Here is a 14201-nt window from a genome sequence, read left to right as displayed (position 1 = left end):
ATTGGATGACGATATTTTTACTGTTCAGTTAGTTCTATGAAATAGGCATCCCACTCTTGTGCTTGAGCTTTTGAAAGTAACAATGAAACCGAATGGATAACATCATCATGGAGAGATCTCCCTTGCTTTGGATCTTCCCAAATGCTTTGATAGATGGCCTTTAATTCTAGTAAGTATAATTTTTGAAATGCAAAATAGCTAGGGAATTGTTTTGCAAATAGAAGTGTTAGCAGTTGTTTGCTAGCACTTTTTTCTTTTCTACTGATTAAGACAGATACTAAATTTAAAATCGTATCGATTTTGATTCGGTCCAGATTGTTTTTAAGTTTGTCTGGTGTATTTTCCAAAATTGTATCCGTAAAGAGAACAATAGCTTCAGTTGTGAAATAGGAGACCACACTTCCCATTAACCCAATGTCAAGATTGGTCCAATAATCTAATGAAAAAAAGTAATCCGTCAGTTCATTTATTGCCTGCTGTGAAACGGTTTTGTGTTGTTTTTCTGCAATGATAATCTCTAAAACGAGGGAGAGGATGTGATAAATGTATTGATGCTTTGAGATTGCTAATTCTTGAAAATCATTTTTAATTTGAAGAAGAGATACCCAATCCGAGTTTTCCATTGCCTCGTCCATTCGTTTTTTCAAGGTTAAAAACTCAGCACTATGGAAATCACTCCAATCAAAGATCTCATTAATCTCCACAATCATGTACCCCAATAATTGAAGCAATATATCATTGGATAGATTGGTTTTTCCATTTTCAAAATCAGAAATACTCGAAGCAGAACCAGCGATATTCCCAAGTTCTCTTAAGGAGATTTTTCTTTGTTTTCGAATCAATTTAAATTTTTCTCTAATGTCCATTTGTTCGGATTTCCGTAATTTTTTATATACTATTTTTTTATATTATATACTATATCTATAAAAAGGGAAAGGAGAAAAAAGATGCAAATAATTTTAAAAAATTTATCTAAATGGAAATTGATGTTGTATGTTCTATTTGCTGTTTTGTACTCACTTCAAGGGCTTTTGTTATCGTTTATTATTCAGTTTGCAGGTGAAATTAATCCGCGAGATAAGGGAGCTTTACTTGTCTTTGGTATAGGAGGAATTGCTCTATTTGTATTGATCTATGCTTGTATGTATATCGATAATCTTCTAGTTCGATCGATCATCAAAGAATTCAATATATTGATTTCGGAGAGAACGTTAACCTACTTTCATCTAAAAAAATTAGAGTATACAGAGGCGGAGTTAAACTCATTTTTAACACAGGATATTCCGATGTTTTGGCAAGAATTTTTGACTCCTATGCTCATTTATCCAGTATTTGGCTTATCCATTCTAGCATCTATAGTCTATCTCATCATGCAGAACTTTTTTATAGGTTGTCTCTTTACAATAGGTGGCTTCTTGATGATCATTCCTCAGTTTGTATTTAACAAACTCCTACAAAAACGTGGGGAAGAGCTAAGTAAGGCAAGAAAGAAAAGTTTATCCAGTATCACCGATTTCAGCAAAGGAATCCAAACCATCCAAAGCAATCAAGCGGGAACAGAATTTTCACAGCATGTTCTGAAAGAAATTAGTGAAACGGAGCATCAACAATATACCTACTATACGACTCACAATTTAGTCATGTTTTGGACGGGTCCCTTAAAAGGATTAGGATTGATTGGCCCCTTGTTAACGGGTTTATTGCTTCTTCCTTCTACGACCTTGTCACTGACAACACTCATCGCCATGATGACGGCTTCTATGAATTTAATCTCCCCTTTGCAACAATTATTAGAAATGACATCTAATTTGCAAGGATCAACGGTTGTCAAAAAGAAAGTTGTATCGATTTTGAAAATGCCTGAAGTGAATGAGACGACAACCATTTTAGAACCTTTGACAGAAAAGCTCAGTATTCAGATCGATGATTTAACGAAGACATTTGGAGATCATTTGATCTTTAGAAATACAAACCTGACAATTGCTGCTTGTCAGAAAGTACTTCTCACGGGTGCCAGTGGCAGTGGTAAAACTTCCCTGTTTCACTTATTATGTGGAGAAGATAAGAAATATAGTGGAAGTATTGAATTGATAGATAGAAAAGGAAAATCTTGTTATCCTTCTTACGACAGGGTCAATCTCATTCATCAAAAACCTTATCTATTTAAGGGGACTGTAAAAGAAAATTTGACTCTATTTCAGGAGTTTTCAGACGACCAACTTCAAAAAGCTTTAGAATCTGTTCATCTTTGGGACGAATTAGCTGGTGATTTAGAGTATCAAATAGATCCACAGAATTTATCTGGAGGACAAATGATGAAATTAGAAATTGCACGGTGTATTCTCCGACCAAAACCCATTTTATTAGCCGATGAGGTGACAGCAGCATTGGATGAAACAAATGCAAGAGAGATTCGAAAAATATTGTCTCAACAAAAGTGTACCTTGATAGAAATAGCTCATAAATACCAGAAAGAAGATTACGATGCTATTTATCAGATTGTCGATCATAAAATTATAAAAATGAATCATTGACAAAGGCAAATACTTCCTAGTTCATTCGAATCGTCGTAGTTGGTCAAAAAAAGATACCACCTTGAAATGAAGCAAGATGGTATCTTTTTCAATATTAGATAAATAAACTAACGGTTAGGATCAGATAGAGCAAGAAGGTGATCAGAAAACCAGCGCGCCAGAAGTATTTGATAAATTTCGGATAATAAAAACTCTTTTTCTTTTTTAAGAAATAAACCGTTAGCCCCAAGGCCAAAAGCGAAAGGCTCAAGGCTAGCAGTGGTAAGAGGCTGTGGTAAAAGGCACTGTCTGAAATCAGGTAGTACTCCAAGGCAAATAAAGGAAAGGCAATATCGGTGGATCGCCATCCTCTTTTTTGGAGTTTAAAGAGGTGAACAATGATGCCGCTCAGAATCAGCGTTAAAAAAATAAATAATACAGAAGCAACTTTGATTAACATAGCTTCATTCTATCATAAAACGAAAAAAAAGTTTACTATATTTTAATTTTTTCTTGCAAAAAAAGAGAAATCGTGTATAATAGAAAGGTATGCACAAAGCATACTTGTGGGAGGTAAAAATCTGTAATTACCGCCAAAACCACAAAGGAGGATTTAAGAAATGGCTAAAAAAGTCGAAAAACTTGTAAAATTGCAAATCCCTGCTGGTAAAGCTACTCCAGCTCCACCGGTTGGTCCAGCGCTTGGTCAAGCAGGTATCAACATCATGGGATTCACTAAAGAGTTTAACGCTCGTACAGCTGATCAAGCTGGTATGATCATCCCAGTTGTTATCACTGTTTATGAAGACAAATCATTCGATTTCGTTACAAAAACACCACCAGCTGCTGTTCTTTTGAAAAAAGCTGCAGGTGTTGAAAAAGGTTCAGGTACACCGAACAAAACGAAAGTTGCAACTGTAACTCGTGCACAAGTACAACAAATCGCTGAAACTAAGATGCCAGATTTGAACGCTGCAAACATTGAGTCTGCAATGCGTATGATCGAAGGTACTGCTCGTTCTATGGGATTCACTGTTACTGACTAATTGTAACAATCCTATTTGCCCGCAATACACTTGATCAAATGACGAGTGACGTGGGAGATGAAAATCGATATGACCACATTACAAGGAGAAAGATAAAATGGCTAAAAAAAGCAAACAACTTCGTGCTGCTCTTGAAAAAATCGACAGCACAAAAGTATACAGCGTAGAAGAAGCTGTAGCTCTTGCAAAAGAAACTAACTTTGCAAAATTTGACGCAACTGTAGAAGTTGCTTACAACTTGAACATCGACGTGAAAAAAGCTGACCAACAAATCCGTGGTGCAATGGTATTGCCAAACGGAACTGGTAAAACAGCTCGCGTACTTGTATTTGCACGTGGTGCAAAAGCTGAAGAAGCAAAAGCTGCTGGTGCAGACTTCGTAGGTGAAGATGACCTTGTTGCGAAAATCAACGATGGTTGGTTGGACTTCGACGTTGTTATCGCTACACCTGATATGATGGCTCTTGTTGGACGTCTTGGACGTGTCCTTGGACCACGTAACTTGATGCCAAACCCTAAAACTGGTACAGTAACAATGGATGTTGCGAAAGCAGTTGAAGAGTCTAAAGGTGGTAAAATCACTTACCGTGCTGATAAAGCAGGTATCGTTCAAGCGATCATCGGTAAAGTTTCATTCGATGATACTAAATTGGTTGAAAACTTTAAAGCTTTCAACGACACAATCCAAAAAGCAAAACCAGCTACAGCTAAAGGTACTTACGTAACTAGCTTGACTTTGACTACAACTCAAGGTCCTGGTATCAAAGTGGATGTTAACTCACTTTAATTGAAATGAAAAGCTGCCTTCGGGTAGCTTTTTTTGTACTCAATTTTTATTTGCTACAGTTGGTAAAACTAATCGGATGGAAAAAAGAAAATTTTGATGGATATGACTATATAAAAAGCGTAATTTATGGTAAAATAATACAGATCAAAAAAGGAGAGAGAAAATGGTAGAACCTAAGTATAAACGTATCTTAATCAAGCTATCTGGTGAGGCTCTTGCCGGCGAACGTGGTGTCGGAATCGATATCAAAACTGTCCAAAATATGGCCCAAGAAATCAAGGAAGTTCATGAACTTGGAATTGAAATTGCCTTGGTGATTGGAGGGGGAAACCTTTGGCGTGGAGAACCTGCTGCTGAAGCAGGGATGGATCGTGTCCAAGCAGACTACACAGGTATGCTCGGTACTGTCATGAACGCTCTTGTGATGGCTGATTCGCTTCAACAAGTTGGCGTGGATACACGTGTTCAAACAGCGATTGCCATGCAACAAGTTGCAGAACCATATATCCGTGGTCGTGCCCTTCGTCACCTTGAAAAAGATCGGATCGTGATCTTTGGTGCAGGGATCGGTTCTCCTTACTTCTCAACAGATACAACTGCAGCCCTTCGTGCAGCTGAGATTGAAGCAGATGCCATTCTCATGGCCAAAAATGGGGTCGATGGTGTTTACAATGCCGATCCGAAAAAAGATGCTTCAGCTGTGAAATTTGAGGAATTGACTCACCGTGATGTGATCAACAAAGGTCTTCGCATCATGGACTCAACAGCCTCTACTCTCTCCATGGACAACGACATTGACTTGGTTGTCTTTAATATGAATGAACCAGGCAATATCAAACGCGTTGTCTTTGGTGAAAATATCGGTACAACCGTATCGAATAACGTAGAAAAATAATAGAAAATAGAGGAAGATTATGGCAAACCCAATCGTAGAAAAAGCAAAAGAAAGAATGACCCAGTCTCACCAAAGTTTGGGACGTGAATTTGGTAGCATCCGTGCTGGACGTGCAAATGCAAGTCTTTTGGATCGTATTTTCGTAGAATACTACGGAGTAGAGACACCATTGAACCAATTGGCATCTATCACCATTCCAGAAGCGCGTGTCTTGTTGATCACACCATTTGATAAATCATCTTTGAAAGACATCGAGCACAGCATCAATGCTTCTGACCTTGGTATCACTCCAGCCAACGATGGATCTGTTATCCGCTTGGTTATCCCAGCTTTGACTGAAGAAACTCGTCGTGAATTGGCAAAAGAAGTGAAAAAAGTGGGTGAAAATGCTAAAGTAGCGATCCGTAACATCCGTCGTGATGCTATGGATGAAGCGAAGAAACAAGAAAAAGCAAAAGAGATCACAGAAGATGAATTGAAAGGTCTTGAAAAAGAGATCCAAAAAGTTACGGATGATGCTGTTAAGCATGTAGATGAAATGACAGCGCACAAAGAAAAAGAATTGATGGAAGTTTAATCCATCCCAACCATTACAGGAAAGAAAGACTCAGTTGGCACTGCTGGCTGGGTTTTATTTCCATTATTCTTGTGAAGAGGCAAGAGGAAAGAAGGAAACATGAATACGAATCTAGCAAGCTACATCATGGGAATGGTCATCGATGAAAATGATCACTTCTATTTTGTTCAAAAAGATGGCCAGACCTACGCGCTTGATAAAGCAGAAGGCCCACACAAAGTCGGAGAAAGTGTCAAGGGCTTTGCCTATACGGATATGAAGCAAAAGCTCCGACTCACGACACTTGAAGTCACTGCAACTCAAGAAAGCTTTGGCTGGGGAACGGTCACGGAAGTGCGCAAGGATTTGGGAGTCTTTGTGGACACAGGGCTTCCAGATAAGCAGATTGTTGTCTCACTAGATATCCTACCGGAGATCAAAGATCTATGGCCTAAAAAGGGCGATCGTCTCTATATTCGTTTAGAAGTCGATAAGAAAGATCGGATTTGGGGGATCTTAGCCTACCAGGAAGATTTCCAGCGTTTGGCTCGTCCAGCCTACAACAATATGCAAAACCAAAACTGGCCAGCCATTGTCTACCGCTTGAAATTGTCTGGAACCTTTGTTTACCTTCCAGAGAACAATATGCTGGGCTTTATCCACCCAAGTGAGCGCTATGCAGAACCTCGTTTGGGAGAGGTCTTAAATGCTCGTGTTATTGGTTTTCGTGAGGTGGACCGGACCTTGAATCTATCTTTGAAGCCACGCTCCTTTGAGATGTTGGAAAACGATGCTCAAATGATTTTGACCTATTTGGAAGCCAATGGAGGCTTTATGACCCTGAATGATAAGTCCTCTCCAGAAGAGATCAAGGCAACTTTTGGGATTTCAAAAGGTCAGTTCAAAAAGGCTTTGGGTGGTTTGATGAAGGCGAAAAAAATCAAGCAAGACCAATTTGGAACAGAGTTGATCTAAGAGGAGGCTTATGCGAAAATCGTTTTATACTTGGCTGATGACGGAGCGCAATCCTAAAAGCAATGCTCCTAAGGCCATTCTAGCAGATCTTGCATTTCACGAGTCTGCTTTTCCCAAGCATACAGATGACTTCGACGAGGTCAGTCGCTATCTAGAAGAGCATGCCAGCTTTTCCTTTAATCTTGGCGATTTTGATGCGATTTGGGAAGAATACCAAGCCCACTAGAGAAGGATAGGTCGAGGATGGTTTTTTCTCGGCCTCTTTGTTATAATAATAGAAAAATACAGGTAGAGAGGTTCTTTATTTGCAAGAACATTCAGTTGAAATTACATTAACGCATCCAGACGATCTCTTTCATTTGTTTGGATCTAACGAACGCCATCTCCGTTTGATGGAGCAAGAATTTGGGGTAACTATTCATGCCCGGACAGAAATCGTCCAAATCATTGGGGAAGAAGAAACCTGCGAGCAGGTTCGTCAAGTCATCCAGGCTCTTTTGGTCCTCGTTAACCGTGGTATGACCATTGGTACGCCAGATGTGGTGACCGCCATTACCATGGTGAGAAATGGTGAATTGGATAAGTTCATCGCTCTCTATGAAGAAGAGATTATCAAGGATAGTTACGGCAAGCCCATTCGGGTTAAAACGCTTGGTCAAAAGATCTATGTCGATAGTGTCAAGAACCATGATGTCACTTTTGGGATTGGACCAGCGGGGACTGGGAAAACCTTCCTAGCAGTGACTTTGGCTGTGACTGCCCTCAAGCGTGGTCAGGTCAAGCGGATCATTTTGACGCGTCCTGCTGTAGAAGCTGGAGAGAGCCTTGGTTTCCTACCAGGGGATCTTAAAGAAAAAGTAGACCCTTATCTACGACCGGTCTATGATGCTCTTTACCAGATTTTAGGGAAAGACCAAACAACTCGGATGATGGAGCGGGAGATTATCGAGATTGCGCCTTTGGCTTATATGCGGGGACGGACCTTGGACGATGCCTTTGTCATCCTCGATGAAGCGCAAAATACCACCATCATGCAGATGAAGATGTTTTTGACCCGTCTTGGTTTTAACTCTAAGATGATTGTCAATGGAGATACTAGCCAGATTGACCTTCCGCGAAATGTTAAATCCGGCTTGATTGATGCTCAGGAGAAATTGAAGAACATTTCTCAAATTGACTTTGTGCATTTCTCTGCCAAGGATGTCGTTCGTCATCCAGTAGTAGCAGAGATTATCCGGGCCTACGAGCCAATCCCAAATCCAGTGCTCAAAGAAAAACCGGATGTGGAAGAAGAAGCAGAATAAAAAGGCAAAGATCTTCGGATCTTTGCCTTAAATTGACGATAAAATCATCTCCTGGCCTTTCCTTAGGTGAGAACGGACGTCAGCGAACTTCTTCGAAGTTCCATGACTAATAATTGAGCCTAAGGTCTCAATTATTCCGAGTGCTCGAAACTAAATTGTTTCAAGCACTTTTCTCACGGCGGAAAGTCTCTAAAGATGATTTAAAAAACTCAAAATAACTTGTTTTTTCGATGGTAATTCTTTAAATATATGATAGTTTAAACCAATTCATCAATTGGTGTGAAGTCACGCTCTAAACCAGTAGCAACTGGTTGGCTTGTGATATGGCCTTGGTAAGTAGTGACCCCTTGGCGTAGGCCTTCGTCGAGGTCAATTGCCTTGTGAAAACCATTGTTAGCTAGGGATTCAACATAAGGAAGGGTCACATTGGTAAGGGCGATAGTAGAGGTACGAGCGACAGCCCCTGGGATATTGGCAACGGCATAGTGGAGCACGCCATGTTTTTCGTAAACTGGCTCCGTATGCGTTGTGACACGGTCTGCTGTTTCAATAACCCCACCTTGGTCAACGGCCACATCGACGATGACAGAACCGGGACGCATTTGTTTGACTATATCGTCTGTCACTAATTTAGGAGCTTTAGCCCCAGGAATCAAGACAGCTCCGATGACAACATCGGCATCACGGACACTGGCTTCAATGTTAAATGGGTTGGACATAAGGGTTTGGATTTGATGACCAAAGACATCTTCTAGAACAGCCAAACGTTTAGCGCTGATATCTAAGATGGTCACTTGGGCACCGAGTCCAAGGGCGATACGAGCAGCATGGGTTCCAACGACCCCACCACCGATGATGGTAACTTTCCCTTTGGGAACACCTGGCACCCCACCTAGGAGGACTCCTGATCCACCTTCTTGTTTGGTCAGGAAGTGAGCACCGATTTGCACAGCCATCCGTCCAGCAACCTCACTCATTGGCACCAAGAGTGGTAATTGTCCATCAAGGTCACGCACCGTTTCGTAGGCCACCCCTGTTGTTTTAGCTGAGACCATTGCGTCCGCTAATTCTGGAGCAGCAGCCATATGCAAGTAAGTGAAGAGCAAGAGGTCTTCGCGAAGGAAGCCATATTCTTCAGCGAGGGGTTCTTTGACTTTGACCACCATCTCAGCTGCCCAAGCTTCTGCAGCAGTTGCAACGATGGTTGCCCCTTGCTTCGTGTAATCTTCATCCGCAAAGCCAGAACCAAGTCCAGCATTTGTTTCTACCAAAACGTGATGACCTTTCTTCACCAAGCTTTGTACACCTGCAGGTGTCAAACCGACCCGATTTTCGTTGTTTTTAATTTCTTTAGGAATTCCAATGAGCATTTTTGCCTCCTTGCTCAGATTTAGGTGTAAAAAGGCCATTGGTGTGAGATTGCTCTCTTGACTCAATGACCTTTTCACTCCTTATCTGATTGTTTTGATTGATTTTATTGTATAGAAAAGTGGGTTAAAAAGCAAGAAAAATTTGAGCTTGCCTTCCTTTAGGTTATTTGCTAAACTAATCCCTAAAGAAGGAGTGTCAAATGGAAAATTTATATGTGAAGTTAGCGGCTTATCTAGAAATAGAGACTGAGCGCTTGCACTTGCGTCCGGTCACTCTTGAAGATGCACCGGCTATGTTTGAGTATGCTTCTGATGAAACAGTTACGCGCTACACTTTTCCAACCAATCAAAGTCTAGAAGAGACGCGTAATAATATTGCCCTCTTTTACCTAGCGAGCCCACTTGGAAGATGGGGGATCGAGCTCAAAGAGAATGGAAAATTTATCGGGACGATTGATTTACTGGATTTGGATCTTTGTCTGAAGAAGGGGAGTATCGGCTATGTTCTGAATAAGGACTATTGGAACCAGGGTCTTGCGACAGAGGCTACCAAGGCAGTCATTGCCTTGGCTTTTGAACAGTTAGGGATGAACAAGCTAATTGCTGTTCATGATCAGGACAACCCAGCTTCTGGACGGGTGATGGCCAAATCAGGGATGAAATATTCTCACGAGGAGACCTACGCGATGCTAGACCTGCATGAAGAAGGGAGAATGGTGACGAGAGTTCATTATGTCCTCACTAAGGAAGAATATTTGTCAGAAAAATGAGTCAGGATATTGACAAAAGGCCTATCTCCATGATATAGTAGATAGGTACTGCTGGTTTAGCTCAGTCGGTAGAGCGCATCCATGGTAAGGATGAGGTCGCCGGTTCAATCCCGGCAACTAGCATATCAGAAGAGAGAAGCTTAGAGAAGATCTAGGCTTCTTTTTTTGCGAGTCCATCTTTAAAAGTCCGGTTTTTTCAACAATTTTCAAAAAAACGTTGACAAGCAAGGAAATCCGTGGTAAAGTTAGAACAACAAAGAGAAAGGAGAAAACCATCATGAACAAAGTAGATGTTTTGATGACACAATTGAATACACAGCTTCTCCAATCTCAGTTGAGTTCGATGTAAACTATAAATGGAACCCAAGATGGAGGAGTTTGTCTTGGGTTTTTTGTATGCATTTTTACCTGCCTTAACTGAATTGGTGATAGGCATCAGAAGGCCCAAGTGTGGACTGAGCACGTACTCAGCTCCTTGCTTGGGTTTTTTCTGTGCCATTTTGAAAAGGAGAATATATGATCAGAGCTATTTGGGAGTATATCAGGGAGCGCAAGTGGCGATATGTGAAGATCGCTATGGTCCTGATTCTTTATGATTACACCTTATTGATCCCGACGCAAGTTATCCAGCGTTTAGTGGATCATTTGAGTCAGCAGACGCTGACGCAATCGAACTTTGTATGGGATATGGTCCTATTGGTAGGGTCAGCCATCCTCAATTATTTGACGGCTTTTTATTGGCAGTTGCGACTCTTTCAGTCGTCAGTCCATTTCAAGGCGACCCTTCAGGGTCAAGCGTTTCGTAAGCTAGTAGCTATGCGGCGTCCCTTTTTTGAGAAATTCCGTTCAGGGGATCTTTTGACGCGGTTCACGACAGATGTGGATGGCATGGCTGATATGGCTGGTTACGGGATGATGGTGCTCCTGTTTGGCGGTGGCTTGTTTGCCTTTATTATTCCGACCATGTTTTTCATTTCTTGGCAATTAACCTTGATTTCCTTTATTCCCATGATCTTCCTCGTCGTCTCTACCTATTTTTTGAGTAGAAAGCAGGAGGAGTATGTTGAGCAAAACCGGGAAGCAGTCGCTCAGTTGAACGATGAGGTCTTGGAGTCGATCGAAGGGATCCGGGTCATGCGGGCCTATAGTAGACGGGACCAGCAGGTCAAACAGTTTCAGAAAAAAACAGCCAGTCTATCCAAAACAGGGGACAAAATTGCCTCTATCCAGTATTCTTTTGGACCTTTAGCCCTTTTGTTTATTGGATTCTCGACAGTCTTGCTCCTGCTATTTGGAGGCCAGTCCCTGGCAAGCGGGCAGTTGAGCCTTGGTAAGTTATTGGCTTTACAGCTGTATTTGGTCTTTTTAATTGAGCCTATGTGGATGATGGCGGACCTGATCTTGGTCTACCAGACAGGTCAAATGTCCTATAAAAAATTAAAAGAAGTGATTGATGAAACGGATGATCTGGAGCCAGATGGTCCTCACTACTTAGAGCAGATTGATTTGGTGCAGTTTAAGGACTATTCTTTCAGCTATCCTGGTGCTGAGCGAAAGAGCCTGTCAGGCATTGATTGGACCATCCAGAAAGGACAGACGGTTGGGATTGTTGGTCGTACCGGAGCAGGAAAGACTACCCTGGTTCGACAATTCTTGCGGCAGTACCCAGTTGGTGAGGGAGAGTTTTTGGTCAACCAGCAACCGATCGTGGACTACAACCGACACTCCATCGAAGAAAAAATTGGCTATGTTTCCCAAGAACATATTTTATTCTCCAAGTCTATCCGTGAGAATATAGCGCTTGGTAAAAAAGGAGCCAGCCAAGATGACTTGGTGGAAGCAGTAGCCCAAGCTGCTTTTGCGGATGATCTCGAGCGGATGTCTCAGGGAATGGACACCCTGATCGGTGAGAAAGGGGTCTCTGTATCAGGTGGTCAAAAACAACGGATCTCTTTGGCGCGTGCCTTCTTAAGAGATGCTGAGCTCTTGCTGTTAGATGATTCCCTTTCGGCGGTGGATGCGAAGACTGAACAGGCCATTATTGACACGATTCAAAAAGAACGAAAAGACAAGACGACCATCATTGTTTCCCATCGCTTGTCGGCTGTTCATCAGGCTGATTGGATCATCGTCTTGGATCAAGGGCAAATTGTAGAAGAAGGCAGGGCTAGTGATTTATTAGCTCAAGAGGGCTGGTATTATGAACAATACCAACGGCAACAAAAACAGGAAGGAGAATAAGATGAAAGTTTTGAAACGATTATTATCTAGGATCACGCTTTATCCAACTGTCTTTCTTGCTGGCTTTATTTGCCTCTTACTAGCCACCATTTTTTCTGAATTGTCTCCCTTTCTTCTCCAAAAGATAATCGATGGGCCTTTGACCGCACTGACCCATGGTGGTGGGCAAGGTGACTTGCTTCAGATGGGGGGATTCTATCTCTTGGTCTTGAGCCTAGGACAGCTGATTAGCTACATGGGCAATCGGATCTTGCTACACGGAAGTAATCAAGTAACCGCTAGTCTGAGAGACCAAGCCTTTCAAGTCATGCAAGGGCTGCCTATTTCTTATTTTGATGATAAGCCGGCTGGGAAGATCGCGACAAGAATTGTCAATGATACGGAGACCTTGCGGACCCAGTTTTATAACTCTTGTATGATTTTAGTCATCTATTTGGTACGCTTTCTCTTTATCCTAGGGATTCTCTTTTACCTGAGTCCTATGATGGGTCTTCTCTTGTGTTTGGTCTTTCCGATTTTTTATGGGATCCAGTATCTCTACAAGGTCATGACGGACCAGCCTATGAAGGATTTCTTTGATGCGAGAAGCGAGGTCAATACCCAGGTCAATGAACTCTTGCATGGTGCCAGTATGATTCAACTCTATCATCAAGAGCCTGGTGTGGTGGAGGAGTTTGAAGCCACTACCCAGAAGATGTTAGGAGCCAATGATCGAATCCTCCTGGCTGATTCTATCGCTTCTTGGACCTTGACGGAATTGCTCAAGTTTTTAGTGATTGCAGGCATTTTGACTATCGCTGGGATTTCTTTCCTAGAGGGTAATATCGGTGTGACGGCTGGTTTCTTATTTATCAATATTAACTATGTGATTAATCTATTTGATCTCATGGCCAATCTCAGTCGTCAATTTCCGAATATTCGGCGATCCTTAGAAACGGGGAGCCGCGTCCTTGCTTTCTTAGATCAACCGTTAGAAGACGATGGTGCATCGGAACTGAAGATAGAAAAAGCTCAAGTCGTGTTTGACGATGTTCAATTTGCCTATGAAGAAGGCAAGCCAGTTCTGAGAGATATTGCCTTTCAGGCTAGTCCAGGTCAAACCATCGCTCTTGTGGGCCATACTGGATCAGGTAAGTCTTCGATTATGAATCTACTCTATCGTTTTTATGATCCTCAAGAAGGAGCGATTTTGATCGATGGTCAAGATATTCGCCAAGTCTCTCGTGAGAGCCTACGAAGCCACATGGGGATTGTCCTGCAGGATCCTTATCTATTTACAGGGACCATTGCTAGTAATGTGGCAATGAGTCAGGATCACATTGATCGGGAGGCGGTCCAAGATGCCTTGAAAAAAGTCGGGGCTTGGCTCTTTGTAGAGCGCCTTGAAAAGGGAATCGACCATCCAGTCGTAGAAAAAGGATCCGCCTTTTCAAGTGGTGAGCGCCAATTGATATCCTTTGCGCGGACGCTCTATATGAATCCGCAAATTCTGATTTTGGATGAGGCAACCTCTCACATCGATACGGAAACAGAAGAAATCATCCAGAAGGCTATGGCAGTCCTGCAAAAGGGCCGGACCACCTTTATCATTGCCCATCGCTTGTCCACTATTCAAGATGCGGATCAGATCTTAGTCTTATCTGAAGGACGCATTGTGGAACGTGGTAGACACGAGGAACTGGTTGCACAAGGCGGGATTTATGCCCAGATGAATGCCATCCAGCAAACAGTGGTGTAAGATTGT

The 14201-nt window shown here is 42.0% G+C and carries 14 protein-coding genes and 1 tRNA gene; 12 read left to right on the top strand and 3 right to left on the bottom strand.

Annotated features, from left to right (window positions below):
- Positions 1-17: 17 nt before the first annotated feature.
- Complete coding sequence (locus HMPREF2918_RS08810; protein ID WP_070595275.1) at positions 18-866, bottom strand: helix-turn-helix domain-containing protein; 849 nt, start codon at positions 864-866, stop codon at positions 18-20.
- 81 nt (positions 867-947) lie between these two features.
- Here HMPREF2918_RS08810 and HMPREF2918_RS08805 point away from each other — a divergent pair, with 81 nt between their 5' ends.
- Positions 948-2534 carry an ATP-binding cassette domain-containing protein gene (locus HMPREF2918_RS08805; RefSeq protein WP_070595273.1) on the top strand — a complete coding sequence of 529 codons (1587 nt, stop codon included), beginning with the start codon at positions 948-950 and terminating at the stop codon, positions 2532-2534.
- Between the two features lie 94 nt (positions 2535-2628).
- Here the strand turns inward: HMPREF2918_RS08805 and HMPREF2918_RS08800 are convergent, their stop codons facing one another.
- Positions 2629-2973 carry a DUF3397 family protein gene (locus HMPREF2918_RS08800; RefSeq protein WP_070595271.1) on the bottom strand — a complete coding sequence of 115 codons (345 nt, stop codon included), beginning with the start codon at positions 2971-2973 and terminating at the stop codon, positions 2629-2631.
- 160 nt (positions 2974-3133) lie between these two features.
- Here HMPREF2918_RS08800 and rplK point away from each other — a divergent pair, with 160 nt between their 5' ends.
- The 7 genes from rplK (at position 3134) to HMPREF2918_RS08765 (ending at position 8076) form a co-directional block, all read left to right on the top strand.
- Positions 3134-3559, top strand: a complete 426-nt coding sequence (gene rplK / locus HMPREF2918_RS08795) for a 50S ribosomal protein L11 (protein WP_003005369.1) — start codon at positions 3134-3136, stop codon at positions 3557-3559.
- Positions 3560-3656: 97 nt separating this feature from the next.
- Entirely contained in the window at positions 3657-4346 is a 690-nt protein-coding gene (gene rplA / locus HMPREF2918_RS08790; protein WP_003005355.1) for a 50S ribosomal protein L1, read from the top strand.
- A 163-nt stretch (positions 4347-4509) separates the two neighbouring features.
- Positions 4510-5241: a UMP kinase gene (gene pyrH, locus HMPREF2918_RS08785; protein ID WP_003005706.1), complete on the top strand. Its 732-nt coding sequence runs from the start codon at positions 4510-4512 to the stop codon at positions 5239-5241.
- A 19-nt stretch (positions 5242-5260) separates the two neighbouring features.
- Positions 5261-5818, top strand: coding sequence for a ribosome recycling factor (frr, locus tag HMPREF2918_RS08780; protein WP_023918770.1), 558 nt, complete (start codon positions 5261-5263; stop codon positions 5816-5818).
- Between the two features lie 99 nt (positions 5819-5917).
- Complete coding sequence (gene cvfB, locus HMPREF2918_RS08775; protein ID WP_049490840.1) at positions 5918-6772, top strand: RNA-binding virulence regulatory protein CvfB; 855 nt, start codon at positions 5918-5920, stop codon at positions 6770-6772.
- Between the two features lie 10 nt (positions 6773-6782).
- Positions 6783-6998: a YozE family protein gene (locus tag HMPREF2918_RS08770; protein WP_003005127.1), complete on the top strand. Its 216-nt coding sequence runs from the start codon at positions 6783-6785 to the stop codon at positions 6996-6998.
- A gap of 79 nt (positions 6999-7077) precedes the next feature.
- On the top strand, positions 7078-8076 hold the full coding sequence (locus HMPREF2918_RS08765) for a PhoH family protein (protein WP_049496004.1): 999 nt from the start codon (positions 7078-7080) through the stop codon (positions 8074-8076).
- Between the two features lie 257 nt (positions 8077-8333).
- On the opposite strand, the gene ald is transcribed toward HMPREF2918_RS08765, so the two are convergent.
- Positions 8334-9446, bottom strand: a complete 1113-nt coding sequence (ald, locus tag HMPREF2918_RS08760) for an alanine dehydrogenase (RefSeq protein ID WP_070595269.1) — start codon at positions 9444-9446, stop codon at positions 8334-8336.
- Between the two features lie 200 nt (positions 9447-9646).
- Between ald and HMPREF2918_RS08755 the strand changes: the two genes are divergently transcribed.
- From HMPREF2918_RS08755 to tetB(46), 4 genes are all read left to right on the top strand, one after another.
- Positions 9647-10216 (top strand): GNAT family N-acetyltransferase, encoded by a 570-nt coding sequence (locus HMPREF2918_RS08755; protein ID WP_070595267.1) that lies wholly within the window; start codon positions 9647-9649, stop codon positions 10214-10216.
- 50 nt (positions 10217-10266) lie between these two features.
- Positions 10267-10339, top strand: a tRNA-Thr gene (locus tag HMPREF2918_RS08750).
- A 393-nt stretch (positions 10340-10732) separates the two neighbouring features.
- Positions 10733-12457 (top strand): tetracycline efflux ABC transporter Tet(46) subunit A, encoded by a 1725-nt coding sequence (gene tetA(46) / locus HMPREF2918_RS08745; RefSeq protein WP_070595265.1) that lies wholly within the window; start codon positions 10733-10735, stop codon positions 12455-12457.
- A gap of 1 nt (position 12458) precedes the next feature.
- The gene (tetB(46), locus tag HMPREF2918_RS08740) at positions 12459-14195 is read left to right on the top strand and encodes a tetracycline efflux ABC transporter Tet(46) subunit B (protein ID WP_070595263.1); all 1737 of its coding nucleotides are present in this window, start codon (positions 12459-12461) and stop codon (positions 14193-14195) included.
- The last annotated feature ends 6 nt before the right edge of the window (positions 14196-14201 follow it).

Source organism: Streptococcus sp. HMSC065C01 (genome assembly GCF_001813525.1).
Classification (GTDB): Bacteria; Bacillota; Bacilli; order Lactobacillales; family Streptococcaceae; genus Streptococcus; species Streptococcus parasanguinis_V.
This window is presented reverse-complemented; position numbering and strand designations above follow the sequence as displayed.